Origin of the sequence: Hydrogenophaga sp. PAMC20947 (assembly GCF_004795855.1) — a bacterium.
In the GTDB taxonomy this organism is placed as follows: domain Bacteria; phylum Pseudomonadota; class Gammaproteobacteria; order Burkholderiales; family Burkholderiaceae_C; genus Hydrogenophaga.
The window spans coordinates 3,202,833-3,226,601 of record NZ_CP039252.1 but is presented as its reverse complement, the minus strand read 5'-3'; the positions used below and the strand labels follow the sequence as shown (position 1 = coordinate 3,226,601).

General features: G+C 63.0%; 23 protein-coding genes and 1 tRNA gene. 14 read left to right on the top strand and 10 right to left on the bottom strand.

Going from position 1 to position 23,769, the window contains the following annotated elements; translation table 11 throughout:
- Window positions 1–2: 2 nt before the first annotated feature.
- The 4 genes from E5678_RS14685 to E5678_RS14670 form a co-directional block, all read right to left on the bottom strand.
- A complete protein-coding gene (locus tag E5678_RS14685; RefSeq protein ID WP_136179214.1) occupies window positions 3–677 on the bottom strand; it encodes a GntR family transcriptional regulator in 675 nt (224 codons plus the stop codon).
- Window positions 674–1,669, bottom strand: a complete 996-nt coding sequence (locus tag E5678_RS14680; protein ID WP_136179213.1) for an SMP-30/gluconolactonase/LRE family protein — start codon at window positions 1,667–1,669, stop codon at window positions 674–676. The genes E5678_RS14685 and E5678_RS14680 overlap by 4 nt, the downstream gene beginning before the upstream one ends.
- 212 nt (window positions 1,670–1,881) lie before the next feature.
- A complete protein-coding gene (locus E5678_RS14675; protein ID WP_136179212.1) occupies window positions 1,882–2,913 on the bottom strand; it encodes an aldo/keto reductase in 1,032 nt (343 codons plus the stop codon).
- Window positions 2,914–3,299: 386 nt separating this feature from the next.
- Window positions 3,300–4,031 carry a helix-turn-helix transcriptional regulator gene (locus tag E5678_RS14670; RefSeq protein WP_136179211.1) on the bottom strand — a complete coding sequence of 244 codons (732 nt, stop codon included), beginning with the start codon at window positions 4,029–4,031 and terminating at the stop codon, window positions 3,300–3,302.
- 195 nt (window positions 4,032–4,226) lie between these two features.
- On the opposite strand from E5678_RS14670, the gene E5678_RS14665 reads away from it, so the two are divergent.
- Window positions 4,227–5,081, top strand: coding sequence for a hypothetical protein (locus E5678_RS14665; protein WP_136179210.1), 855 nt, complete (start codon window positions 4,227–4,229; stop codon window positions 5,079–5,081).
- Window positions 5,082–5,203: 122 nt separating this feature from the next.
- A complete protein-coding gene (locus E5678_RS14660; RefSeq protein WP_247597039.1) occupies window positions 5,204–7,081 on the top strand; it encodes an MFS transporter in 1,878 nt (625 codons plus the stop codon).
- 35 nt (window positions 7,082–7,116) lie between these two features.
- Here the strand turns inward: E5678_RS14660 and E5678_RS14655 are convergent, their stop codons facing one another.
- Window positions 7,117–7,536: a GreA/GreB family elongation factor gene (locus E5678_RS14655; protein WP_136179208.1), complete on the bottom strand. Its 420-nt coding sequence runs from the start codon at window positions 7,534–7,536 to the stop codon at window positions 7,117–7,119.
- A gap of 391 nt (window positions 7,537–7,927) precedes the next feature.
- Between E5678_RS14655 and E5678_RS14650 the strand changes: the two genes are divergently transcribed.
- A tRNA-Arg gene (locus E5678_RS14650) sits at window positions 7,928–8,004 on the top strand.
- Between the two features lie 76 nt (window positions 8,005–8,080).
- Here the strand turns inward: E5678_RS14650 and E5678_RS14645 are convergent.
- The 3 genes from E5678_RS14645 to E5678_RS14635 form a co-directional block, all read right to left on the bottom strand.
- Window positions 8,081–9,142 (bottom strand): NAD(P)-dependent alcohol dehydrogenase, encoded by a 1,062-nt coding sequence (locus tag E5678_RS14645; RefSeq protein ID WP_136179207.1) that lies wholly within the window; start codon window positions 9,140–9,142, stop codon window positions 8,081–8,083.
- Window positions 9,143–9,523: 381 nt separating this feature from the next.
- Window positions 9,524–10,570, bottom strand: coding sequence for an IS110 family transposase (locus tag E5678_RS14640; protein ID WP_136179206.1), 1,047 nt, complete (start codon window positions 10,568–10,570; stop codon window positions 9,524–9,526).
- A gap of 319 nt (window positions 10,571–10,889) precedes the next feature.
- Window positions 10,890–11,771, bottom strand: a complete 882-nt coding sequence (locus E5678_RS14635) for a LysR family transcriptional regulator (protein ID WP_136179205.1) — start codon at window positions 11,769–11,771, stop codon at window positions 10,890–10,892.
- A 93-nt stretch (window positions 11,772–11,864) separates the two neighbouring features.
- On the opposite strand from E5678_RS14635, the gene E5678_RS14630 reads away from it, so the two are divergent.
- Window positions 11,865–12,386 carry a lactoylglutathione lyase family protein gene (locus E5678_RS14630; RefSeq protein WP_136179204.1) on the top strand — a complete coding sequence of 174 codons (522 nt, stop codon included), beginning with the start codon at window positions 11,865–11,867 and terminating at the stop codon, window positions 12,384–12,386.
- 160 nt (window positions 12,387–12,546) lie between these two features.
- Complete coding sequence (locus tag E5678_RS14625; protein ID WP_136179203.1) at window positions 12,547–13,845, top strand: FAD-binding oxidoreductase; 1,299 nt, start codon at window positions 12,547–12,549, stop codon at window positions 13,843–13,845.
- 89 nt (window positions 13,846–13,934) lie between these two features.
- Here E5678_RS14625 and E5678_RS14620 read toward each other — a convergent pair whose 3' ends face one another.
- Entirely contained in the window at window positions 13,935–14,777 is an 843-nt protein-coding gene (locus tag E5678_RS14620; RefSeq protein WP_247596791.1) for a class I SAM-dependent methyltransferase, read from the bottom strand.
- Window positions 14,778–14,782: 5 nt separating this feature from the next.
- Window positions 14,783–16,102 carry a vanadium-dependent haloperoxidase gene (locus tag E5678_RS14615; RefSeq protein WP_136179202.1) on the bottom strand — a complete coding sequence of 440 codons (1,320 nt, stop codon included), beginning with the start codon at window positions 16,100–16,102 and terminating at the stop codon, window positions 14,783–14,785.
- 113 nt (window positions 16,103–16,215) lie between these two features.
- On the opposite strand from E5678_RS14615, the gene E5678_RS14610 reads away from it, so the two are divergent.
- From E5678_RS14610 to E5678_RS14575, 9 genes are all read left to right on the top strand, one after another.
- A complete protein-coding gene (locus E5678_RS14610) occupies window positions 16,216–17,124 on the top strand; it encodes a LysR family transcriptional regulator (RefSeq protein ID WP_136179201.1) in 909 nt (302 codons plus the stop codon).
- A gap of 663 nt (window positions 17,125–17,787) precedes the next feature.
- A complete protein-coding gene (locus E5678_RS14605) occupies window positions 17,788–18,198 on the top strand; it encodes a CHRD domain-containing protein (RefSeq protein ID WP_247596790.1) in 411 nt (136 codons plus the stop codon).
- Window positions 18,199–18,466: 268 nt separating this feature from the next.
- Window positions 18,467–19,471 carry a mechanosensitive ion channel family protein gene (locus E5678_RS14600; RefSeq protein WP_168708573.1) on the top strand — a complete coding sequence of 335 codons (1,005 nt, stop codon included), beginning with the start codon at window positions 18,467–18,469 and terminating at the stop codon, window positions 19,469–19,471.
- A 283-nt stretch (window positions 19,472–19,754) separates the two neighbouring features.
- On the top strand, window positions 19,755–19,961 hold the full coding sequence (locus E5678_RS22655; protein ID WP_247596789.1) for a hypothetical protein: 207 nt from the start codon (window positions 19,755–19,757) through the stop codon (window positions 19,959–19,961).
- A 72-nt stretch (window positions 19,962–20,033) separates the two neighbouring features.
- The gene (locus E5678_RS22650; RefSeq protein WP_247596788.1) at window positions 20,034–20,603 is read left to right on the top strand and encodes a hypothetical protein; all 570 of its coding nucleotides are present in this window, start codon (window positions 20,034–20,036) and stop codon (window positions 20,601–20,603) included.
- Complete coding sequence (locus tag E5678_RS14590) at window positions 20,564–21,115, top strand: YiaA/YiaB family inner membrane protein (RefSeq protein ID WP_136179198.1); 552 nt, start codon at window positions 20,564–20,566, stop codon at window positions 21,113–21,115. The genes E5678_RS22650 and E5678_RS14590 overlap by 40 nt, the downstream gene beginning before the upstream one ends.
- 77 nt (window positions 21,116–21,192) lie before the next feature.
- A complete protein-coding gene (locus E5678_RS14585; protein ID WP_136179197.1) occupies window positions 21,193–21,666 on the top strand; it encodes a hypothetical protein in 474 nt (157 codons plus the stop codon).
- A gap of 76 nt (window positions 21,667–21,742) precedes the next feature.
- The gene (locus tag E5678_RS14580) at window positions 21,743–22,552 is read left to right on the top strand and encodes a DUF2145 domain-containing protein (RefSeq protein ID WP_136179196.1); all 810 of its coding nucleotides are present in this window, start codon (window positions 21,743–21,745) and stop codon (window positions 22,550–22,552) included.
- Window positions 22,553–22,600: 48 nt separating this feature from the next.
- On the top strand, window positions 22,601–23,764 hold the full coding sequence (locus tag E5678_RS14575; protein ID WP_247596787.1) for a zinc ribbon domain-containing protein: 1,164 nt from the start codon (window positions 22,601–22,603) through the stop codon (window positions 23,762–23,764).
- Window positions 23,765–23,769 lie beyond the last annotated feature (5 nt).

The window sequence follows — 23,769 nt, the reverse complement described above, 5'->3', positions numbered from 1 at the left end:
GGTTACATCTGTGCGAGCTTGAATTGCTCAAAAATCACCAGCAGTTCGCGGCTGGCGCGTTCGCGGTGTTCGCGGTTGACCTGGGCAGCGCCGGCGGCGTCGCCATCGCGCAGGCGGTCTACCAGCGCCGTGTGCTCCTGGGTCGAATTCACAGGCTTGGGCCGCAGGCGCAAACTGAACATGCGGGCGCGGTGGGCGCGGTCCCAGTAGTTCCAGACCGTGGCGGCGAGCTGGCGGTTGCCTGAGAGCTCGATCAGGGCCGCGTGAAAGCGTTCGTCCGCGGCGGCCCAGGCATTGAGGTCGTCTTCCGCGAGGGCTTGATCCATGTCAGCCGTGGCCTGGATCAAGGGCTGCAGTTCTGCGTCGCTGGGCTTGCGGCGGGCCACGATCTCTGCGGCCATGCATTCCAGCGCGGTCAGGATTTCGTAAATCTCGCGCATATCGGTGGGCGAAACCGGCAACACGCGCATGCCATGGCGCGGCACCACTTCCACCAAACCATCGTTTTCCAAGCGCACCAGCGCTTCGCGAACCGGCGTGCGGCTCATGCCCAGCGCCAGCGCCACTTCTTGCTCCAGCGCGCGGTGGCCTGGCGGCCATACGTTGTCGAGAATACGGCGCCGGATCAAGTCGTAGGCGGTGTCCACCAAAGAGGTGGCAGCGATTGGTAGGCTCATGGAAAATTCCAGTGAAAGGGGGCCACGCCGGCGGCGGGCATGGTCAAGGTTTGCAGGCTGTTGCCGAGCAGGCAACCCAGCACGCCGGTGCGGCGGTTGGGGCCGGCAAAGGCGATGCTGGAGATGTTGCGCAGGCGTTGGCTGCGGATGCCGTCGAGATGGGGGCGGCCCATGGTGGCGCTTTGGAACGCCGCCTCCACCCAGGCCAAGTGCTCGGGTTCGTTGTCTTCGAGAAAGATCTGTTGAGCGCCATCGGGCGCCACGCGGATCAGCCGGTTGCTGACGATGCTCACGATCCAGGCGAAGCCGTCTTCGTCAAACGCCAGGCCGTCGGGGAAGGTGCCCGCGCCAAATTCGGTCACGGTTTCGCGCTCGCCCAGCGCGCCATCGGCCGCCACGGGAAAGCGGGAAAGGCGGCGCCCAAAAGTTTCGTTCACGTACAGCCATTGCCCGCTGGGGTGCAGGGCCACTTCGTTGGTGTAACCCAGGCCATCGGCCACGATGGCGGCGCTGCCGTCGGCTTGCACGCAAACGATGAAGCCATCGGCCACATCGCCGCGGTAAGCGGCGGCGCGTGGGGTCAAGCGGGTGCTGACCGTGATCCAGGTGCGGCCAGCGGCGTCTTGCACCACGTAATTGCTCGGTGGCAAGTCGATCCCGTCGACCTGCATCAACCAGGGCGCGATTTGCCCCTCGCGGGTCAGGCGGTACACCCCGCCATCGCTGTCGCCCAGTTGCGCCATCAGAAAGCTGCCATCGACGAGCAAGGCAATGCCGTTGGGGCGGGCGGTCAAACCATCGGGCATGGTGCCGGTGAACAGGGTTTCGGTGCCGTCGGGAGCGATCTGGCAAACGCCGCCGCGCCAGTCGGCGGTGTACAGCGCGCCCGATTGGGTGGCCAGCACACATTCGGGGCGGGTCAGCGCAACACCCACGGCGGTGAGCTCAGTGTCGAGACCGGGTTGCGAGATGGGTGCGATCTGTGGATTCATTAATGTATACGTTAACAAATGTTTTGCTCAGATGTATGGGTGATTTCCCTAGGATGTGTGGGGAGTCGCCGTTGAGAATCTGCCTTAGATTGCATGGGAAAGGTAGGCGCTGCATCCTGGCGAATAGGCTCCCCAGTTCCATCGCTGCGCTCACATGCAGGTTCCCGTCGATGGGGTCATGCTGCGCTGAAGAGCTTGTGGCGGCAGTGGCTTTAGCTTTCGTTGCCACCGACAGCCGGCACCCGTCCGGTTACCGGGTATTGCGGGTCGGTGTAGCCGGGTGTCGATGCATGGCCTGCCGGCACCAGCGAATCGAAAAAGGCTTCGTCTTCGGCGCTGAAGGGCTGGCCGATCGCGCTCAGGTAGTCCTGCCACTGCGACAGCGTGCGCGGCCCGCCGATCAGACTGTTGATCAATCGGTTGTTGAGCACCCAGCCCAGCGCAAGTTGGCTCAGGGGCACACCACGCTGCTGCGCATAAGTTGCAGCCTGCTCTGCGAGCAACATCGATTCGCGGCGGAACTCGGTTTGCATCAAGCGCCGATCGTTGTTTGCCGCGCGCGATCCGGGGGGCGGCGGTGCATCGACCTGGTACTTTGCACTGAGCACACCGCGCGCCAGCGGGCTGTAGCCGACCACGCCCAGACCGTGATGCGAGCAGCAAGGCAGAACTTCAACTTCGATGCCGCGCGCCATCACGTGGTAAGGGCTCTGACAGGCGATGGGGGGCGGCACGCCCATCGCGCGGCAGGTCTCGACCAGGCGGGCGATGCGCCAGCCGCGGAAGTTCGACACGCCCCAGTAGCGGATCTTGCCGTCGGCTATCAGCCGGCCCATCGCGCTGGCGGTTTCCTCCATGGGCGTGCTTTGATCGTCGCGGTGCAGGTACAGCAAGTCGATCCAGTCGGTGCCCAGGCGCTGCAGGCTGGCATTCGCTGCCTGCACCACGTGGCGCCGCGAAGTGCCACTGTCGTTGGGCCCCTCACCAGTGGGATTGGCCAGTTTCGTGGCCAGCACCCAATGGTCGCGGCGCTGCGCGATCAACCGCCCGGTGATGCGCTCGGACTCGCCTTGTGCATAGGAGTTGGCGGTATCAATCGCATTGATGCCGGCATCGATGGCGGCACCGACAATGCGTGCGGCCTCGGGTTCGTCCGTGCGATCCCCAAAGGTCATGGTGCCCAGCCATAGCCGCGATACCTTCAGGCCGCTGGCACCCAACGGCGTGTAGGTTGTTGAATTCATGGTGGTCCTTAAGCGGTTGCGTTGCATAGAGTCAGGAATCGAAGCGTGCGCACTGTTGGGTGGCCGGCACGCACTCGGGGCGGGTCAGCCCGCACCTAGGGCGGTCAACTCGGCGTCGATCCTGGAAGGCCAGATGACTCTGGGCTTGAGATCAAACAATGTATACGTTAAGGTATTCGACAAAACGAAACATCGGTGGAAACCCGGGTTGAGGCGTGCTCAATGGAGGCCGGGGGACAGGCGCCGGCGACGGCCTTGAAGGCATACGGACAGGCAGACAGGCGGATCCGCGCCCGCCTCAGAAGAGGTTCGTGCCGAGGTCGATCCGTGAGGGAGAAGTCGGGCGAGTAGACGCCGTTGCGCTTGGCGTCAGGCTTGGTGGAGCGTCAGCGGCGCAGCAGCGTGAATGCGCCGAATTCCCAGCCCCGCATGCCCAGCACCAGGGTGTAGCCCTCGAGGTCTTTGTCCGCCAGTTTCTGATCGGCCTGGTGTTGCTGGGCAAAGTCCTGCGCCACCCGTTGCAGGCGCTCCAGAAATGTGGGCGCCAGCGACCGGCTGATAGAGCCGTGCACCATGAGCAGGCCTTCCCCATGCCCGCCAAAGCCACCCGAAAAATAGTCGAGCACAGCGTTTTCCCGAAAGTAGTTCATCACCGCCCCGTGCGCCCGCCAGCGGAAAGTTTTGGCCAGCTTGAGGCGGTAGCGGTTGAGGGGGCGCAGCTCGATGATCCCGATGCGGTCCAACTGGGCGAAGTACTTCACGCACTCGGCTTCGGTCAATCGGTAGCGCCCGGTGATCTGCTCCAGCGTCCACTGGCTCAAGACGCAAATGGCCACCAGCAAAAGCTTCTTGTCGGCCACGACCGCGCGCTCCTGCTCCTGGGTCATTTCGGAGATCAGCGGCTGGGCGTCGGCCACCCGGCGGGCGAGCTCCGCAAAGTCCAGCTTCAGTGCCCTGCAAATGTCGTCCACCCGCGACAGCGACATGTCCCCCTTGGCCAACATGCGCTTCACGCTGGATTCAGCCATGTCCAGGCACTTGGCCAGATCGGCATAGGTCATCTGGGCCGCCTTCAGCTCTTTCTTGATGGCGATGACGAGGTCGGTGGTGGTGCTCATGGAACGGCGTCGCCAAAAAAGTTGAGGAAGGCAGGGAACCAGCGGCCCCCAAAGGAACGGGTTCCTAAGCCACCCGGGTATCGGTAAACGATACCTATGGGTCTGTGGTTGCCAACTGTATAGGAAAAAGCCTCCTGGAAGCGGCGGGCCCCAGCACACTTCAGCCCATTCAAGCTTGTGCACCGGAGAACCCCCATGTCCTTTTCACCCTTCCCCCCGTTGAGTCCAGCGGCCAACCGCCCGGCCGATGCCATGCCTCTCACGCCCACCGAGCGCCGCTTGTGTATTGGCGGCTGGATCGCGATGGTGGCCTGGATGGCCGCTGTGCTGCTGGGCCCCATGGTTCTGGCGCAACTGACCTGGAGCCCTGAGCTGCATGGCCACCCGTTTGCCGATACCCGTGTCAGGTGGGGCATTCCCCATGCATTCGATGTGCTCAGCAACGTGCCCCTGTTGCTTGTGGGCGCCTGGGGTCTGTGGGAGATGGAGATTCGGCGAACCCAACCGCCTCACCCCAGCACCCAACTGGCCTTGCTGGTCTTTTTCGGTGGACTGGTGTTCACCAGCTTCGGATCGGCCGTCTACCACTGGGCCCCCGATGAACTCCGCCTGGCTCTGGACCGTCTGGGCATGGCCATTGTGTTCGCCGGGGCGTTGGGTCTGGCCATGGCGGAGCGGGTCGGAGCCCAGACCGCTCGCAACACGGTGATGGCGGTACTGGTGTTGGCCTCGCTTTCGGCGGCGATGTCATACACACACGCCAACCCGTTGCCCTGGGTGGTCGTGCAGTTCGGTGGCATGGCGTTTCTCGCATGGGCCGCCTCGCGCCGCCCTTTGCCCACGGCGATGGGCATCTCCATCGGCAGCCTGATCGCGCTGTATGCCCTTGCGAAAGTGCTGGAGCTGGGCGACCACTTCATCTTCGAGGCCACGGGCCAGGCGATTGGCGGCCACACCCTCAAGCACCTGGCAGCGGCCATGGCCGCGATACCGGTGCTTCGCGCCTTGCGTCAGAATGCGCACACCGCAACAACGTCGGCCGGGCAATGAACGTTGATAAAACAGGAGAGGAGTCCCCCGATATGAGCCATGCCAACACCAGCGCCGACACCGCGCGCGCATCCCAGGCCAGCGACCCAGCGCCAACGCAAGAAACCGGTCAGTTCGCACTCATGGGCCAGCGCCGTTTTGCCCCGTTCTTCTGGACCCAGTTTCTGGGAGCGGCCAACGACAACTTGTTCAAGTTCGCGTTCACCGTGATGGTCACTTACCAGCTGCAGGTCTCGTGGCTGCCTGCCGACATGGCCGGCCTGGTGATCGGGGCCTTGTTCATCCTGCCCTTCCTGCTGTTTTCCGCCACCAGCGGGCAGCTCGCTGACAAGCTGGACCGCCGCCTCATGATCAATGGCCTGAAGTGGGCCGAAATCGGCATCATGGTGGTTGCGGCCTGGGGCTTCTGGGTGCAAAGCATGCCCCTGCTGTTGGGCTGCGTGTTCATGATGGGCCTGCAATCGGCCGTGTTTGGCCCAGTCAAATTCGCCTACATGCCGCAACACCTGAGCGAGCGCGAACTCACCGGCGGCAACGGCATGGTGGAAATGGGCACCTTTGTGGCGATCTTGCTGGGCCAGGTCGCGGGCGGTCTGATCGTGGCGCTTCCCGAAGTGGGCGCGCACTACGTGGGCATCAGCTGCATTGCCCTCGCGTTGCTGGGTCGTGTCGCATCGCAGTTCATTCCTGCGTCGCCGGCCATGGATCCGGGGCTTCGGATCAACTGGAATCCGATCACCGAAACCTGGTCCAACCTGAAGCTCGCGCACGAAACGCCCGTGGTGTTCCGCTCGGTGCTGGGCATCAGCTGGATGTGGTTCTTTGGGGCTGTGTTTTTGAGCCTGTTTCCGGCCTTTGCGAAAGACGTGCTGCACGGCGACGAACAAGTGGCATCGCTGTTGTTGGTGGTTTTTTCCGTGGGTATCGGCACCGGGTCGCTGCTGTGCGAAGTCTTGAGCCGGCGCCATGTCGAAATCGGCCTGGTCCCCGTGGGGGCGATCGGGATGACGTTGTTTTCAGTGGACCTCTACTTCGCCACACGCGGCTTGCCCTCGACGGGCAGCCAGACCCTGGCCAGCTTTGTCGGCGAACCCCTGCATTGGCGTGTCCTTGCCGACCTGACCTTGCTCAGCTTGTTTGCCGGGCTGTACAGCGTGCCCATGTATGCGCTGATCCAGATGCGCAGCCAGGCCACCCACCGCGCACGCATCATCGCGGCCAACAACATCCTCAATGCGCTGTTCATGATCGCGAGTGCGCTGCTGGCCGGCGCTTTGCTCCAGGCCGGCTTCACCATTCCCCAGATGTTTCTGTTTGTGGGGCTGGCCAATGCGGTGGTGGCGTTCTATATCTTCATGCTGGTGCCGGAATACCTGCTGCGTTTTGTTGCCTGGGTGGCTTCCCGTCTGGTGTACCGATTCAAGATCCAGGGCGATGAGCACATCCCGGTGCACGGCGCGGCCGTGCTGGTTTGCAACCACGTGAGCTTCGTGGACGCGGTGCTGCTCATGGCGGCCAGCCCGCGCCCGATCCGCTTTCTGATGGACCACCGCATTTTCAAGGTGCCGGTGCTGGGCTGGCTGTTCAAGCTGGCCAAGGCGATTCCGATCGCGCCGCAGAAAGAAGACCCCGCTGCCTATGAGGCCGCCTTTGACGCCGCAACGCAGGTGCTTCGCGAAGGCGATCTTCTGGCGATATTTCCCGAGGGCGGCATCACCCGCGACGGCAGCCTGCAACCCTTCAAGGGCGGCATCATGAAAATTTTGGAGCGCGCGCAGGCCACTGGGCTGGTCGTGCCGGTCGTGCCCATGGCCCTCACCAATCTCTGGGGTTCGTTCTTCAGCCGGGTGGAAGAGATCGATGGCGAAAAGGTCGCGATGGTGCGACCGTTCCGGCGTGGCCTGTTCAGCCGGGTGGGCTTGCATGTGGGCGCGCCCTCCGAAGCCGTTTCGGTCACGCCCGATGGCCTGCACCATCGGGTGAGTGCTTTGCTGGCCTGACCCTTGGCTGCCAGGCCCGCGCTGATTAGGTCTGCTCAGGTCACATAGTCACCCGAGGCTTCGGGCTGGAAAAGAATGGCCTCTACCTGGGCGGCCATGGTGTCGCCGGTGGGGCCGAGCCATTGCGCGGTCTGACCGAGGCGCAGCCCCAACAGGGCAAGGCCCATGGGCGAGAGCACTGAGACGAAGCCGTTGGCGGGCTCTGCGTCGTCCGGGTAACACAATGCGATCTTGCTCAGCGCTTCGCTGCCGTTCAGGCGCACCTGCATCTGGGCGTACATCGTGACGATGTCGCTGCGCACTTCGCGTGCCGGGACGGTTCTCGCGTCAATCAGCAAATCTTGCAGAGGCTCCAGCACGGCATCGGGCAGCTGCGTGGGGTGCGCGCCTGCGATCTTGCTCAGGCGGGCGTGGTCGAGTTCGGTGAGCACACGCTCAATAACGGGGGTGTTCATGGTCTATTCCAATGCGATGGTGGCCCGCCTGAATCAAAAAGGGGCGGAGCACAGGGTCAGCGCGGAGTGGGTGCCCGGAGACCTGAATTGCGCAAAGGAGATGGGGGTGGTTGGTCGCCGGGCTCAGTGGTCTGCTGCGAGACCGGAGCAGAGCTGCCCCGTCTTGCCCGCCTGCTGGCCCGATGGCGTGCCGACCTTGCAGGCGCGCAACGCCACCGTCCGGAGAACCGGGGTGGCGTGGGGGAGGGCGCGATGCAGGATGCACATGAGCCAGATGATAGCCCGGGCCGGTTTCAAGGAGACCATTCGCTGGCAAGGGGATTGGCTTCGAGAAAAAAGAAGTGGTGAGCGCCCAGAAATTACCCGTTTCCAGCATAGAATCGAAGGCTTGGCGGCTGTAGCTCAGCTGGATAGAGTACTTGGCTACGAACCAAGGGGTCGTGGGTTCAATTCCTGCCAGCCGCACCAAAAATGAAAGCCCGCTTCTCGCAAGAGAGGCGGGTTTTTTCTTGCCCCCGTCTTTTTTTGCGGGGCCCGGTGGGCGTCAGGCGCCTTCTTTGAGCGACGCCATGTCGATCACAAAGCGGTATTTCACATCGCTCTTGAGCACGCGCTCGTAGGCCGCGTTGATGTCCTGAATCTTGATCATCTCGATGTCGGCGGTGATGCCGTGTTGGCCACAGAAATCCAGCATCTCCTGGGTTTCGGCAATGCCGCCGATCAGCGAGCCGGCCACGGATTTGCGTTTGAGCACCATCGGCGAGGTGTTCAGCGCGGGCTCGACTGGCCCCAGGTAGCCCACCAACACAATGGTGCCGCCCACGGCCAGGGTGGGCACATAAGGGTTCAGGTCGTGCGCATAGGGAACGGTGTCCACGATCAGGTCAAACTGGTTGGTCGCAGCTGTCATCTGGTCGGGGTGGGTCGAGAGCACGATGTGGTCCGCGCCCAGTGCTCGGGCGTCGGCTTCTTTGCCAGGGGAGCGGGTGAACAGGGTCACCCCGGCGCCCATGGCCTTGGCCAGTTTCAGCGCCATGTGGCCCAGACCGCCCAGCCCAACCACGCCGACCTTGCTGCCGGGCCCCACGTTCCAGTGCTTCAGCGGCGAAAAACTGGTCACGCCGGCGCAGAGCAAGGGTGCTGCGGCCGCAGGGTCGAGGTTTTCAGGGACCTTGAGCACGAAGTTTTGCGAGACCACGATGCGCTCGGAGTAGCCGCCGTAGGTCGGTGAGCCATCTTGCCGGTCGACGCCGTTGTAGGTGAAGGTGGAGCCACTGTCGCAATACTGTTCCCAGCCCTTGCCGCAAGGCCCGCAATGCTGGCAAGAGTCGACCATGCAGCCCACGCCCACCAGGTCGCCCACCTTGAAGCGGCTCACGCCGGCGCCCACCTCGGTCACGCGGCCGACGATTTCGTGGCCCGGCACCATGGGGTAGTTGGCTCGGCCCCAGTCGTCGCGGGAGTGGTGGATGTCGGTGTGGCAGACCCCGCAAAACAGGATGTCAATGGCCACGTCCTCGGCCCGCGGGTCGCGGCGCACGAAGCTGAACAGGCCCAGGGGCTCGGTGGCGGAGTGGGTGGCGAAAGCGCGGGTTTGTGCGGTCATGGGGTTTCCTTGTGTGCGCCATGGTCGTTGATTTGACGAACCTTGTCGGTTGCCGGGATGTCTTGCCGCGTTGGACTCGACCGCAGCGAGACCCTAGGGAAGCTCTTACATGGACGTCTCCAGAAGAGCAAGATTCGGCGGCGTGAAGGTCTGAAGGGTTTGCAGTCTTACATTCGGCCTGTTGGTGCAGGGTGTTCGTCCTGCTGGCCCTGATGGCATTCGCGGGTGTGGCTCCTGTCTGCATATCGGGCTTGAAGCCCTGCTTCCCTATCGGATTGCCCCCACCCAGGTTTGACCTGTTGACCCATCACATCGCTTCCTGCGTGCTCTCCTTCAAAACGGCTTCTTGGCGTTTGGTGTGTTCAGTTCATCGTGGTGGTCTCAGGCTGCAGCGAGGTCAACCGGATTCCATTTCACCTGGTCGAAAGCCTTGCCTTTGACCAGGACTGCCCAGGCCGTTCGAGCCAGCTTGTTGGCCAGCGCGGCGACCACCACGCTGTATGGGCGGCGCAGCAACAGCCTCTCGATCCAGCCGCTTCGCTGGCTCCTGGCAATGACGGCGCGGGCGCCGTGCATCAACATGGTCCTCACATAAGGGTCACCGCGTTTGGAGATCCCCAGCTGCCTGGTCTTCCCGCCGGTGCCAGTCTGTCGGGGTGTCAGACCCAACCAGGCGGCAAACTGTCTGCCTGACTCAAAGCTGGACAGGTCAGTCGCGGTAGAAACCAAGGCTGTCGCCGTCAACGGACCGATGCCCGGAATAGCTTGCAGTGCCTGCATGTGCTGGTTCTGCTTGACCATGGAGGCCAGTCGTTTATCCAGTTGGTCGATATCGTCTTGCAGACTGTCGATGCGACGAAGTTGATCCTGAACGCTGACTACCACCACCTCCGGCAGTCGCGCCTGCTCCTGGGCCTTGGCCAGTTCGTCCTGAATGCGCTTGAGCAGCACACGATGCCCTTCTGGCAGCACGATGCCGAACTCGTAGAGCAAGCCACGCAACGCGTTGGTTTGCATGATGCGCACCTTCATGAGTTGAGCGCGCATCCGGTGCAGGGTCAGACACGCCTGTTGCTGTTCATTCTTGACCGGAACGGCCTTGATGTGAAATTGTTGAGCCGCCACCCAGATGGCTTGGGCATCACGGGCATCCGTCTTGTCGCGCAGGACAAAGGGACGGACATGCTTGGCTGGAAGCAGCTTGACCTCATGCCCCAAAGACTGCAGCGTTCTGGCCCAGTGGTGAGCACCGCCACAGGCTTCCAGCGCGACCAGTGATCTCTGGCGATTGACAAAGAAGGTGGTCACCCGATCACGCCTGAGCTTGTGTCGTTCGATCTCGCCGGTCTCAGCGTCCACGACATGGAGCTGGAACACATTCTTGGCAATATCCATTCCGATGACTGGCAGCGTTGCGGTAGATTGCATGGTGGGACCTCCGGTTCTCAAGTGGTTGCGACGAACCTCCACTTTGGCACTTTGATGGCGTTGCCGCGAGACCAAAACCTCCATTGGGTCATGGGCTTACGCTCTGAGCAGCGGTGTAGGTGGAGACGTCCATGCCATCTGCATAACCCCCGTGATGCCCGTTTTGAGCTGAACCCTTGCGGGCCGTGATTTTGCGGGCGATGCGCTTTGTTGCGAATTCAGGCCAGCCGTCCAGGCTCGCCTTGGAATTCGCGCCTCGCGCCTCATCCCGCAAAAGCCACGCCGCGCACGACGCGGGTTATGCAGAGCTTCGCTACACCTAGACAACTGCGGGAGTGAAGTGCGGCTTGAGGCGCTGCAGCACCGTCTGTGCACGCGTCGAGAGCGGCCATTCGGCGCGGTACAGCAGCCAGAGTGTGTCCACCACCTGCGGCGCGCCTTCGACCACCTGTATGCGCTCGGGTTGCGAGTAGGCCAGGCGCGCATAACGTGGCAACACGCTGAAGCCCAGACCTCTGGCCACCGGGTCCAGAATCAGGCTGATCTGGTTGGTGAAGCCGCGGCACGGCAGGTTGTGAGGGCCTGGGCTGCCCGGGAACCGGCGGCTCAGCAGTCGCCCCGCCATGGCCTGGCCGTCAGGGTGGTCGATGAAACCCAGGCGCTCGAGATCGGCCCAGGTCTTGAGCTCGTGGCCTGAAGGCGCCACCAGCTCCAGGGGTTCTTCGGCAAACCGCTCCACGGTCAAGCGGGCGTCGGTCGGCTTGAGGGTCACCAGCCCGAGTTCGACACGGTTCTCCAGCACCGCAGCCAACACGTCGGCGTCAGGCCCAAACCGGTGGCGAATGCTCAAGCCGGGGAGGATTTGCTGGATGTCGAGCAGATGCTGGTGCAGCGCCAGGCCAATGCTGCCTGGGGTGATCAGGCTCACTTCGCCGTGTTCGCCGTCGGCCGCGGAAAGCTGCTGCTGCAGGCGTTGGTCCGCGGCGGAGACCTCAGCGCAATAGGCCAGCAAGGCCTGGCCCGCCGGGGTCAGCTCGAGCTGGCGCGGGCGCCGGATCAACAGCAGCCCCAAGCGCGCTTCCAGCCGCTGCACATGCTGGCTGACCGCGGCTTGCGTCAGGTCCAGCCGCTCAGCGGTGCGGGTGAAGTTGCCGAGCTCGACCAGGGTAGAGAAGGTGCGCAGCCATTGAGGATTAAGCATAAGCAAATTTTATCAAAGCCATCACTCATGCGTAATTGTGGTTATGCCTCCGGGTGCCTAGACTCGGTGTTTTCATCCACCGCAAGGCACTTTATGTCCATGGTTTATCCCCGCAGCTTCTCCCATATAGGGCTGTCGGTCACCGATCTCGATGCCGCCGTCAAGTTCTACTCCGAGGTCATGGGCTGGTACCTGATCATGGCGCCCACCACCATCAGCGAAGACGACTCGGCCATCGGCGTCATGTGCACCGACGTCTTCGGCGCCGGCTGGGGATCGTTTCGCATCGCCCACCTCTCGACCGGTGACCGCATTGGCGTGGAGATCTTTGAGTTTCGCAACGCCGTGAAGCCCGAGAACAACTTCGAGTACTGGAAAACCGGCATCTTCCACTTCTGCGTGCAAGACCCCGATGTGGAAGGCCTAGCCGCCAAGATCGTCGCCGCCGGCGGCAAGCAGCGCATGCCCGTGCGCGAATACTTTCCCGGCGAAAAGCCTTACCGAATGGTCTACATGGAAGATCCGTTTGGCAACATCCTGGAAATCTACAGCCACAGCTATGAGCTGACCTATTCGGCTGGGGCTTACGAACAGCCAGCGCCCAAGCTGGGCTGAACGCGGGACCGATTTGCCGGACAAGTGGGTGCTTGCGTGAGGGGTGGACTGGATCTGTTGGGGCTGTCCGCTGCATCCATACTTGTGGGAACCATTCAGAGGCCATCGCGCTGACACACCGTCGCGCCGATGGCCCGCCCGCTCTATTCCCGGAGGCCTCATGGTCGCTGCCACACAAAACGATACGTCCCACGCCCCTTCCTATTACGCCCATTCGGCCAACCCTTCGCCAGCGCGCCCGCCCTTGCAGGGCAGCATCGAAGCCGATGTGTGCATTGTGGGCGCGGGCTACACCGGCCTGTCGGCGGGCATTGCGCTGGCCGAAGCCGGCATGAAGGTGGTGATCCTGGAGCAGGCGCGCGTGGGCTGGGGTGCTTCGGGGCGCAACGGCGGGCAGATCGTGCACAGCTTCTCGCGCGATATCGACGTGATCGAGCGCAGCTACGGCAAGGCCGTGGCCGAGCCGCTGGCGGGCATGATGTTTGAAGGCGCACAGGTGATCCGCGAGCGCATTGCCAAATACAACATCGATTGCGATCTGAAGGAAGGCGGCATTTTCTCTGCCATCAGCCCGCGAAAGGCCAAAGGCCTGGTCGAGCAAAAGAAGCTTTGGGAAAAGCTGGGCCACCCGGGGTTGACGATGGTCGACACCCCGGCCGATGTGCGCAAATATGTCAACACCGACCGCTACAGCGCCCTGCTCATCGACCCCACCGGTGGCCATTTCCACCCGCTCAATCTGGCATTGGGCGAGGCCGCCGCGCTGGAAAGCCTGGGTGGAAAAATTCATGAAGACTGCGCCGTGGTCAAGATTGAGCGCGGCGAACCCGCCACCGTGCACACTGCGCAGGGAAACGTGCGCGCCCGCTACGTGATTGTGGCCTGCAACGCCTATATCGGCGATCTGGAGCCCAAGCTGGCCAGCAAATCCATGCCCTGTGGCACCCAGATCATCACCACCGAGCCGCTGGGCGCCCTGGCTGACGAACTGGTGCCCTCTGACCACTGTGTGGAAGACAACAACTTCCTGCTCGACTACTTCCGCCTCACGGCCGACAAGCGCATGTTGTTCGGTGGCGGCGTGGTCTACGGCGCGCGCGACCCGAAAGAAGTCACCTCGCTGATCCGGCCTCAAATGGAGAAAGTGTTTCCCCAGCTCAAAGACGTGAAGGTGGATTTCGGCTGGACCGGCAACTTCCTGCTCACGCTCTCGCGCATGCCGCAAGTGGGCACGCTGGCGCCCAACATCTATTACTCGCAAGGCTGCTCGGGCCACGGCATCACCTTCACCCACCTGATCGGCCGCGTTTTGGGCGAAGCGATCAAGGGCGACGCATCCCGTTTTGGCGCCTTCTCCCGTCTGCCACACCACCCCTTTCCAGGTGGGCGGGCGCTCCGCGTGCCGTTCACGGCCATTGGGGCGTTGTGGTACCAGATGCGGGATCATCTGGGGATTTAACGCCCTCCACCCAAGCCGTACCTGGAGAAGGACGCACGGCAATGACTTGGCAAGTTGAATCAGATCCATGGTGAGCCAGCGGATCACAATCAACGACGGCCAGCTGTTAGCAGCAGCTCGTTGGGCCCCTCCCAGCCCCACGGCGTCGCGTAGTGGGACAACGCTTCTTCCATGTCTGCCCAGGCGCGCGCTCTGCCTGCCTCGTCCAAATGACACAGAATCTGCTGGATCGGGCTAGCCGAGGTCCGAACAAGGTCCAGGTAGGCCCTGACCGAAGGCATTCTGAACGGCGCATCGACTCGGGTCGTCGCCACATCTCGGAAGCCTGCAGCGGAGAATTGCGCATCGATCAGACCCGGTCGGCCCAGGCTGAGCAGCCCGCCCTGCGTGTAGGGGTCGGGAGCGGGAAAACCTGCGTGTTTCGTGGCGATCGACATCAACGCCGTGATGCAGGGGTTGTGCTCGGGTTGAGAGAACACCATGGTGCAAATGCGGCCTCCGGGGCGGAGCGCCCGGTGCATCTCGATCAGGCCACACAGCGGATCCCCAAAAAACATCAACCCGAGCCGGCAGACCACCGCATCGAAACTCGCGGGTTCGACTTGCAGGTCTTCACCGTCGGCAACCTGCGTCCGCACATGGGCCCAACCGGCGCTCTGCGCGTTGTCTTCGGCCAGTGCGAGGATCACCGGAGACAAGTCTGTGGCGAGCACGCGGCCGGTGGGGCCGACCCGGCGCGCGATCGTCATTGTTTGTTCGCCGGCACCGGCGGCCACGTCGAGCACCTGCGAGCCTGGGCCGATGCCGGCCATGCCGAGCATGCCTTCGGTGGCCCGCGCGAGCCAGGCGCCGATGAGTGAACCGTGTGCATTCCAGCCCGGCGCTGCACGGTCCCATTGCGCGCGCGTGGTGCCTTTCAAAGATTCGTTCATGGCCGTCAATCCCGGCGTCCGAAGTGGTGCGCTGCGACCCATTGCGCAACCTGCTTGCCCAGCTCAACGCCAGCGACCGTGGCGTACCTGAAATGCATGCCGCCTGCGATTCGTGCGATCTGGCTTTCGTCGTCCAGTGCATCGGTGTTGACATAGGTCCGCGTGGTTCCGGTTGCTTTGCTGTCCCACACATACGAGACGTTGCGGGTGCCGTAGTAGCGCAGCAGGGCTTCGCCCAAGCCACCTGAGGTGCAGGAATGAGCGGCAGGGTATTCGGGGTGGTTGGGTGTGGGCAGCAGCGGCGTCCATGTCGCGTCGATCTGCATGGCGTCTTTGCCGCCGATGCCGGCCAGGGTGATCGCGCTCACAGGGCGCCAGGCTGCGTAGTGGTACTTGGCCTCAAAGCAGGCGCCGATGGTGTCGGCGTGCACCACATAAAGAAAGGCCATCAACCGAGCCGCATCGACTGCATCGGCTGTGCTCGATGCAAAGCGGCCCAGGTTGCGCGCCACGAAGGACGCGGGCAACTCGGAGTGGAAGCGCGCGATCTCCCATTGCTCCGGCGTACGGATGGCGCTGATGGCGCCACCGAGTGACCGCGTTTCTTCGACTGCAGTGGCATACGCGGCGCTTCCCGGCGCTGGCGGCGGCGGTGGCCGGAACTGGTCGAGGCGCGTGAGCGAAAACGGTTTGATAAATGGCACCTGGCGGTTGAAGGGATTGGGGCCCACGCTGCGAAATTGGCCCGCCGCGGTGCCCGACACGTAGGGCGTCAACGCTACGCTGCGGCCGTCGTTGGCGCGCAGGGCCACAACGCCCGCAGCGACTTCGCTGCCCAACGCGAGGCCACGGGCCTTTGCATCGCCGTCAGGAATGGTGGCCATGCGGCTGTCGTAGGCCGACTGGAACTGGGTGCTTCGGTTGGGGAACAGTGCCTGCAGCACGCCATAGGCGGCCGCACTGGCGGCGGCATCCATCGAGGCGCCTGCGGACGGCGCCTTGGGCTGGATCGCGAACGGCTTGTAGCGGCCGTCGATGGCGCTGACGGCGTCGTAAATCGCCACATGAACTGTCGCCAGGTCGGTTTGGTAAGACGGGCGTTGTTCCTCGGCCGTGGTATTGGTGGTCGACGGCACCAACACGGTCCGGTTGGCGATGTCGTTCCAGTAAGACACCACGTTGGGATGGTTCGCGGCAACGGTCACGCTGGGCTCTGCGCCGCTGGACGCGTCGAACGCCGCTAGGCCGAGAACCAGCGTGAAGGTCTTGAGCCAGGGAGGGCTATGCCGCGGTTCGCGGGAAGCACACAATGAGAGGGTGTTCATGGCACGACTCCTGAAGGTTGTGGACGGGCATCGAGCGGGTGTCGATGTGCCTACAGCCTATGGCGTTGAATCTGCTTCCGTAAGGCGCAACTTTGCAAGAAGGGGCCGCAAACATGCCCGGTTCAAACAAGTTTCAGTGGGACGATCTCCAGCACTTCCTCGCCGTGGCCCATCAAGGAAGCACGCTGGCCGCCGGGCGTGCGCTGGGTGTTGATCAGTCCACAGTGCAGCGTCGCCTGGCCGAGCTGGAGCGGCAGATCGGGCAGTCGCTGGTGCAGCGGCACCCCATGGGCTATCGACTGACCGAGTTTGGGCAGGAAATGTTGCCTTTTGCCGAAACGGTCGAGAGCGCCGTGCTCGCGTTCGAGCGCCAGATCGGGACGTTGGCTGGCGAGACCAGTGGCGTGATTCGCATGACCTGCCCCGAACCCATCGTCAATCGCATCACGCAGACCGGCATGCTTGATCGGTTCCATGCACGACACCCGGCGCTCAAGGTGCAGTTCGTGATGAGCGACAAATACATGGACTTGCGCCAGGGGGACGCCGATGTCGCACTGCGCTCGGGCGATACCGACGATGGCGAACTGGTGGGCCGCAAGATCGGCGACTCCCTTTGGGCTGTCTACGCGAGCAAGGCCTACATAGCGAAACACGGCCAGCCCGAGCGCATTGAAGACCTCGCCAGCCATGCAATGGTCGGCTTTGACGACTCCATGGCCAAGCATCGCCTGTCACAGTGGTTGCGCGAAGTGGCACCGGGTGCAGAACTGGCGTCGCGCAGCACCAGCGTGCTGGGTCTGATCTATTCGGTGAAGGCGGGGCTCGGGGTCGGCGCACTGCCCATGGCCCTGGGCGATGCGGAGGATGATCTCGTGCGTGTATTCGGCCCGGTGAACGAACTCACCCGGATCTGGCGCATGCTCACCACGCCCGAGTTGCGGCGCACACCGCGCGTCAGTGCGTTTTTCGACTTCGTCATCGACGAAATCGAGACTTTGCGCCCTATTCTGACGGGATGACGGCCTGATCGGCGTCAGCTGCCCCACCTGAAGCGTGTTGGCCGAAGCCCTGAAAGGCGACCTATCCCGCTTGCCACCAAGCCCCTCTCGGGCGGGTACTCCGCGTGCCGCACACGGCCACTGGGTACCGTGGTCGGTGGCATCAGATGCGGGATCGGTTGGGGGATTCCCCAGGCCTAGGGCGGCAAGGTGTGACTGCGCCTTCGAACCACGGCAGACGCAGATCCTGTGTGTCCAGCCGCCGCGAACCGGCCATCCAGCGGGCAGCTGCATGAGAAATCGCTGCATCAACCCACTGGATTCCCTTGCCCATCGCGTCCGTCAGCCGCTCGCATGGAAGTCTCGGTGCCCGAATAGACCCGTTCAAGCACAGCCAGCGGCGCCAAGTGGCCGCACTCAGAGCATGCAGGCGGTAGCTTGTGAGGCGCCTTGAATGGAACCGGACACGTTCGACAACGCCCGGCTTCATGGAGATACCTATAGGCTTGACCCTATCCGGGTGCCGGGTCACCCGAGCCCTCCGATACGGGTTTGTCGCGGCACAGCTAGACTGATTTTCGCTTCCCCGGTGGGTGTCTCAGTCGACATGACATGGGCAGCAAATCGTTCAACCAACAGGGGATGGATATGACATTCGCAAGCGTCTTGAAGACCGGTTTCACAATGACAGCCGTGGTTGTGGGCCTTGCGGGCTGCACCGCCATGCAGCCGAGCAATGTGGTGAGCTTGACCGCCAAGTTGTCCGGGGCCAATGAGGTCCCGGCCGTCACCACCAGCGGCACGGGTATGGCAGAAGCCACGCTCAACAAAGATACCAATGTCTTGAAGTGGACAGTCACCTATTCTGGCTTGACCGGTCCGGCCTTGGCAGGCCACTTCCATGGCCCGGCTGCGGCAGGCAGCAATGCCGGTGTCGCCGTTCCATTCAGCAGTGCAGCCAGCCCGATTGAAGGGCAGGCCACCCTGACGCCAGCCCAGGTGTCGGACCTGATGGCTGGCAAGTGGTACGCCAATATCCACACGGCGGCCAACAAGGGCGGCGAGATTCGCGGCCAGCTCATGCCCGGCATGTAACACCCTCTGCGTCGCCCGGATGGGCGCCCGGCTGGGCGCCCGCAACCGGCCGCTGACCGTCAGGAAAGGGCCAGGCAATTCAACGGCGAGAAACCATGTCAAATATGTGTTCTCGCCGGCACATTCACGCAGGCAGTGAAGAGTGGTCGGGAACGCGTCAGCAAAACCCCTTGGATTCAAATGAGGCCAAGCCCGTTTGGCGGTCATTCAACCGCGAAAGGTCAAGTCCTATACTGGATACCTGCGAAGAAACCGGATGCCTGACGCCATGAAATTCGACATGACCGCCGTCTTCCAGCGATTGCTCGATGAGGCCTATCGCGTCGTCGCAGCCCTGCCGCTGTTGATCTTTGCACTGCTGATTGTCTGGGCGGCCTGGCTTGCCGGCCGTTGGATTTCGCAACGTGCATGGGTCGCTCATGCTTCGAAATCGAATCCATTTTTGCAGGATCTGGCCCGAACGACCGTGCGCTGGTTCGTGCTCGGACTGGGCGTTCTGATTGCGCTGGAAATCATGCAAGCGACAGCCCTGGTGGGGGCCGTGCTGGGCACTGCGGGCGTGCTTGGCGTTGCACTGGGGTTCGCCTTCAAGGGCATCCTTGAAAACTACCTGGCCGGGATCCTGATGAGCGTGCGCCAGCCGTTCTCGCCGCGGGACCATGTCGTCATCGATGGCAATGAAGGCATTGTCGTTGCGTTAACTTCGCGGGCAACCGTGCTGATGACGCTCGATGGCAACCATCTGCGAATACCGAACGCGCTGGTGTTTGGCAGTGTGACGCTCAATTACACGCGCAATCCAAGCCGCCGTTTCGATTTTGAGATCGGCGTTGGCGTCAACGAGGATCTGATCCGTGCGCAGTCCCTGGGCATCGACGAACTGACGCGAATCGAGGGTGTCATGGACAAGCCGCCACCCCGTGCCTTGATCACCGCACTCGGCGATTCCAACGTCCAGGTGGCCTTTCACGGTTGGGTTGACCAGCGCGCTCACGAATTCCTCCAGGTTCGAAGTGAAGCCATCCGCCGCGTGAAGCTGGCCCTTGAGAGGGCCGGCATGGATATGCCGGAGCCCATTTACCGCGTGCAGCTGCACGAGGCCCGAAAGACCGAAGCCGGCAAAGATGCGACGCCAGGGAGGGAGGGCAGTGGCGCAGGCGTATCAAAGCCGGTTGATACGCGGGCAACCAAGGACGTCCTGGAGCAAATCGACAACGAACAGCAATCGCATCCGCAAAACGATCTGCTCGACCCAGCGGCACCACGCGAGTAGGCGCAGCGGCGCGAAAGCCGTTTTCGTTCTTCGAGTAAAGGCCATGTCTCGATGGCTGCGCCGCACAATGATCTAAAGGGTGTTGGCCGCTGTCAGGCACATAAAAGCGCACCTTTTCATCCCTGGCGTCGTTGCATACCCTCGCCCTGGGCGGGAAGTGGCGGTGGTTTATGCCTCGCCCGGAGCAAGCCCACACCAGCGCTGCGATTGCCATCACATGCAGGGCCAGCAAGTGTTCGTTGCACGGATGGCAGGCGGGTGCCACCGGGGCCGAATTCCATTCTTGAAGACGTCTGCCCCGCTCAGCGGGTTCGGGCGCAACAGCATGGACGAGCCACGCATCAAACGGAGGGCTTGGCGCGGGCGATTGGGCGTGACCGAAGTCCCGCATGCCGTGGTGGCTGTTATCACCGCCCAGCAAGAGCACGCATTGGTCCCTCGACAGGGCAAGAGCGCCGCCCATCGCGAAGTGCTCGGCAAGATTCAGTGACTTGAGCCGCGACAGCTGGAAGATTGGCAACAGCGCATTGGGCAACGGGAACATCAGGGGAATGAACGCACGGTGATCGAAGCCACGATCGAGGTCTTCAGCCGACTGAAAGCCCGCACCGCTTATCACCTCCGTGACGCGCTCGACCAGCAGGCGTTCCGGCGCAATATCGGCCTCGCCTGGTACCAAATCCTGCGTGCCGATGCCGATGCCGATGACGGGTTGGCATGCCCGCCCAGCCAGCGTGGCGCTGGTCGCGCACTGGGCGGATTTCATGCGCGACTGCCATTGGCCGCGAACGGCCTGGCAGTCAAAGCAGATGCCACCAAGAACGAAGCTCTCCGGGCTGTTGTAGCAAGTTCGCAGACCGCTTCACGGCCGCTACCCAATACGGCCCACGCCTTTCTGACCAAACTTCAGCGCAGGGTTGTGCATGTGCACATGCCCAGAGGGTTGGGTTTGGCTGATCCATTGGCTTCGATGCCGGGTTCACTATTTCAATACCCAAAGTCCAATCTATCAATCCAAGATCACAAATTTGCTGCCGGGAGCGATCCCGCCCTAGATCATTGCGCCGTGTTCAACAAACCTTCGAGGTTCACATGGCTACGACGACAACAAACCGCTCCCCTCTCATCGTGATGCGCGACACCCGCGCCTGGCAGCTCCAGGTGTGGATCTCTTTCGGCATCGCCGTTTTCCTGTGTGCCACTGGCCTGGCCTACCTGCCGGGTGAGGCGCTGGACCGGGCCTTCATGGTGATGGGCTACGTATTCTGTTTGTCCACGGTGTTCGTCTTGTCCAAGGCGGTGCGGGACACCCAGAAGGCGCAAGTGTCTGGCGAGGTGGAAACACCGATGTGGCGACTCGTGGTGTGGGGCGGCTTTGCGGTGGCCATGGGCCTGACCGGCTGGGGCTTGTTGCGCATGAATGTGGACGTGACCTACCGGGCTTACCTGGGCGTGAGCTGGTTGTACCTGGTGACCTCGGCCTTCACGCTGGCCAAGACCCTGCGCGACCGCCACGAGGCCGACCTTGCGGAGGCTCAGATGCACGGTGAGTTGATCGGCCGCCAGCAGGTTTTGCCAGAGCGCTCTTCCGATGGAGCCACTGCGGCCACTGCCCAAGCTGTCCGCACTGAGGCCGCGGCCTGATGCACATCAGCACACCCAAACCCATTCGATTTGTTCAAAAAAACCTGACTTTTCACTCTCAAGAAAGCGATTCCACCATGTTAAAAATTTTCAAACCCGCCTCCTGGTTGTTGGCCGGCGCGCTCGCCCTTTCTTTGGTGAGCGGCCCGGTGCGGGCGCAGAGCGAAGCCTCGTTGGTGCTCTCGGCCTTGCCGGTGGCATCGGTGGTGGGCACGGCGTCGGCGGTCACGGGCAGTGTGGCTGCGGCGGGCGCCGCAGTGAGCGCGGTGCCAGTGGCGTTTTCTGTGGTCGGGGCGACGCTGGTGGTCAAAGCGGTGGAGGTCACTGTCAGCGGCACGGTCTACCTGCTGGAGCGCGCCTCGGACGGCGCGCAGGCCAGTGTGCGGGTGTCGGGCCAGGCGGCTTCGGCCATGTCCGCCGGCGTGGGCACGGTGCTGGTGGTGAGTGCCATCGGCACGGGGGTGTTGTTGTCCGCGGCCGGCGAGGTGCTGGCCTTCATTCCCAACGAGCTGGGCCGGGCCTTGTTGCACAACGAGCAGTTGACCTATTGATGGGCGGGACTTCTGGCCCTTGCGTTGCACGAGAAAGAGCCGCGCGCGGGATTCACAACGCCAACAGGAGTTTGATATGAGTGCCAAGTTTTTTCATTCGCTCACAGTGCTGGCCACGGTGGCCTTGCTGGCCGCTGCACCCGCGGCCCACGCCGGGCGCAGTTGCGACGCGAAGCCGCTGAACGCGCAGAGCATCACGCAGGGCATGTCGCTGGCCCAACGCACCAGCGAGGCGCTGGACGCCGAAAACGCTCGCAGCGGCGCGCGGGTGGTGGTTTTGGGACGGGCCGGGCAAGACTTGAGCAAGTACCACTTGCGCTATTCCCACCTGGGCTGGGCCTACAAAACACCGGAAGGGCCCTGGCGCGTGTTGCACAAGCTCAACCAGTGTGGTTCCAGCACCGCCGCGCTGTACCGGCAGGGGCTGGGTGAGTTTTTCCTGGACGATCTCTGGCGCGCCGAGGCGGTGTGGGCGGTGCCCACTCCGGCGCTGCAGGGGCCGTTGCTGACGCTGCTGACCGACCCCCAGCGCAGCGTGCGTCTCAATGCCCGGCCTTACAACCTGGTGAGCTACCCTTGGAGCACGCGTTACCAGCAGTCCAACCAGTGGGCGCTGGAAACCCTGGCGAGCGCGGTGGAGCCGGGCATCGCCAACCGCGAGCAGGCGCAGGCCTGGCTGAAATTCAAGGGCTACCAGCCCAGCGTGTTGCGCATCGGTGCGCTCACGCGGCTCGGGGGCCGGTTGAGCTCGGCCAACATCGCTTTCGACGACCATCCGAATGCCAAGCGCTTTGCCGACCGCATCGAGACGGTCACCGTGGATTCGGTGCTGGACTGGCTCACGCGCAGTGGCATGGCTTCCAGCCCGCAGACCCTTGGGCTGTGAACGCCGCACAATGCGGCCTGAAACGATTTATTTGAATAGGGATGGAACATGAGCAAATCTTTGCGCTTGTCGGAAAAGTGGTTTCGCCGCGGCCTGTGGCTGGTGGCATTCTTGTTTGCCTGGTTTCTCACCGGGCTGGGCAGCACGGTGGTGGGCGATCTGCCTCAGGTGGAACAAACGCGCACCCTGGAAGATTTCATGGACCCGCAGCGCACACCCGTGCTGAAGGAGCGCATCAAATCTGCCGAACGCACGGCCGAAGCCGCTCAGGCCGCGCTGGATCAGGCGCAACTGCGGGTGCAAACATCGCGCGCCGACAACCGCGCGGCCCGGGAAACTTTTGACAATTGGCTGGCCACTCGCAGCGTGACCCAGCGGGCTGAGCAAGACGAAGAGGTGTTGCAGCGCACACGGGAGCTGGACGGGCTGCGCCAGGCGGAGCGCGTGGCGCTGTCCGCGGTGCAGCAGCAGCAGCAGGTGGCACTGGATGCGAGCCAGGCCCAGCAGCGGGCAGAGTCGGAATTGCGCACGCTGCAAAATCAGGCAAGTGGCGCATATGGGGATGCCCAGCGCGCGCAGGAGCTGCGGGTGTTTGGCTACCGCCTGGCGCTCACCCTGCCGTTGCTGGCATTGGCAGGATTTCTGTTCAAGAAACACCGCAAAGGGTCGTCATGGCCTTTTGTGTGGGGCTTCATCTTCTTCGCGCTGTTTGCCTTCTTTGTAGAGCTGGTGCCGTACTTGCCCAGCTACGGGGGCTATGTGCGCTACATCGTGGGCATTGTGCTCACGGTGATCGGCGGGCGCTACGCGATCCAGGCTTTGCAGCGCTACCTGGAGCGCCAAAAGCTGGCCGAAGCTTTGCCCGACACGCAGCGCCGCAAGGAGCTGGACTACGACGTTGCGCAGACCCGCCTGACCAAGAATGTGTGTCCTGGTTGTGAGCGGCCTGTCGACTTGAAAGATGGCAAGACCGACTTTTGCCCCCATTGCGGGCTGAGCCTGTTTGACCATTGCGCCAGCTGCCAGTCGCGCAAGAGTGCGTTTGCGCTGTTCTGCTTCAGCTGCGGGGCCCACGCCAAGCGCGACGATGCAGCTGCGGTGGAGCCGGGCCTGCCAGGTACGGTCGTTGTCGCCGTGCCCCATCCTGGAACCGTGGCCGCAGCCAGCGACGAGCCCGATTCAGTGGTCGATGCAAAACCGGCGCCGGGCTGAGCCAT

Coding starts and splice junctions, on each gene's coding strand:
- E5678_RS14685 (WP_136179214.1), bottom strand. CDS start 677: ATGAGCCTACCAATCGCTGCCACCTCTTTGGTGGACACCGCCTACGAC.
- E5678_RS14680 (WP_136179213.1), bottom strand. CDS start 1,669: ATGAATCCACAGATCGCACCCATCTCGCAACCCGGTCTCGACACTGAG.
- E5678_RS14675 (WP_136179212.1), bottom strand. CDS start 2,913: ATGAATTCAACAACCTACACGCCGTTGGGTGCCAGCGGCCTGAAGGTA.
- E5678_RS14670 (WP_136179211.1), bottom strand. CDS start 4,031: ATGAGCACCACCACCGACCTCGTCATCGCCATCAAGAAAGAGCTGAAG.
- E5678_RS14665 (WP_136179210.1), top strand. CDS start 4,227: ATGTCCTTTTCACCCTTCCCCCCGTTGAGTCCAGCGGCCAACCGCCCG.
- E5678_RS14660 (WP_247597039.1), top strand. CDS start 5,204: ATGGGCCAGCGCCGTTTTGCCCCGTTCTTCTGGACCCAGTTTCTGGGA.
- E5678_RS14655 (WP_136179208.1), bottom strand. CDS start 7,536: ATGAACACCCCCGTTATTGAGCGTGTGCTCACCGAACTCGACCACGCC.
- E5678_RS14645 (WP_136179207.1), bottom strand. CDS start 9,142: ATGACCGCACAAACCCGCGCTTTCGCCACCCACTCCGCCACCGAGCCC.
- E5678_RS14640 (WP_136179206.1), bottom strand. CDS start 10,570: ATGCAATCTACCGCAACGCTGCCAGTCATCGGAATGGATATTGCCAAG.
- E5678_RS14635 (WP_136179205.1), bottom strand. CDS start 11,771: ATGCTTAATCCTCAATGGCTGCGCACCTTCTCTACCCTGGTCGAGCTC.
- E5678_RS14630 (WP_136179204.1), top strand. CDS start 11,865: ATGTCCATGGTTTATCCCCGCAGCTTCTCCCATATAGGGCTGTCGGTC.
- E5678_RS14625 (WP_136179203.1), top strand. CDS start 12,547: ATGGTCGCTGCCACACAAAACGATACGTCCCACGCCCCTTCCTATTAC.
- E5678_RS14620 (WP_247596791.1), bottom strand. CDS start 14,777: ATGAACGAATCTTTGAAAGGCACCACGCGCGCGCAATGGGACCGTGCA.
- E5678_RS14615 (WP_136179202.1), bottom strand. CDS start 16,102: ATGAACACCCTCTCATTGTGTGCTTCCCGCGAACCGCGGCATAGCCCT.
- E5678_RS14610 (WP_136179201.1), top strand. CDS start 16,216: ATGCCCGGTTCAAACAAGTTTCAGTGGGACGATCTCCAGCACTTCCTC.
- E5678_RS14605 (WP_247596790.1), top strand. CDS start 17,788: ATGACAGCCGTGGTTGTGGGCCTTGCGGGCTGCACCGCCATGCAGCCG.
- E5678_RS14600 (WP_168708573.1), top strand. CDS start 18,467: ATGAAATTCGACATGACCGCCGTCTTCCAGCGATTGCTCGATGAGGCC.
- E5678_RS14590 (WP_136179198.1), top strand. CDS start 20,564: ATGGCTACGACGACAACAAACCGCTCCCCTCTCATCGTGATGCGCGAC.
- E5678_RS14585 (WP_136179197.1), top strand. CDS start 21,193: ATGTTAAAAATTTTCAAACCCGCCTCCTGGTTGTTGGCCGGCGCGCTC.
- E5678_RS14580 (WP_136179196.1), top strand. CDS start 21,743: ATGAGTGCCAAGTTTTTTCATTCGCTCACAGTGCTGGCCACGGTGGCC.
- E5678_RS14575 (WP_247596787.1), top strand. CDS start 22,601: ATGAGCAAATCTTTGCGCTTGTCGGAAAAGTGGTTTCGCCGCGGCCTG.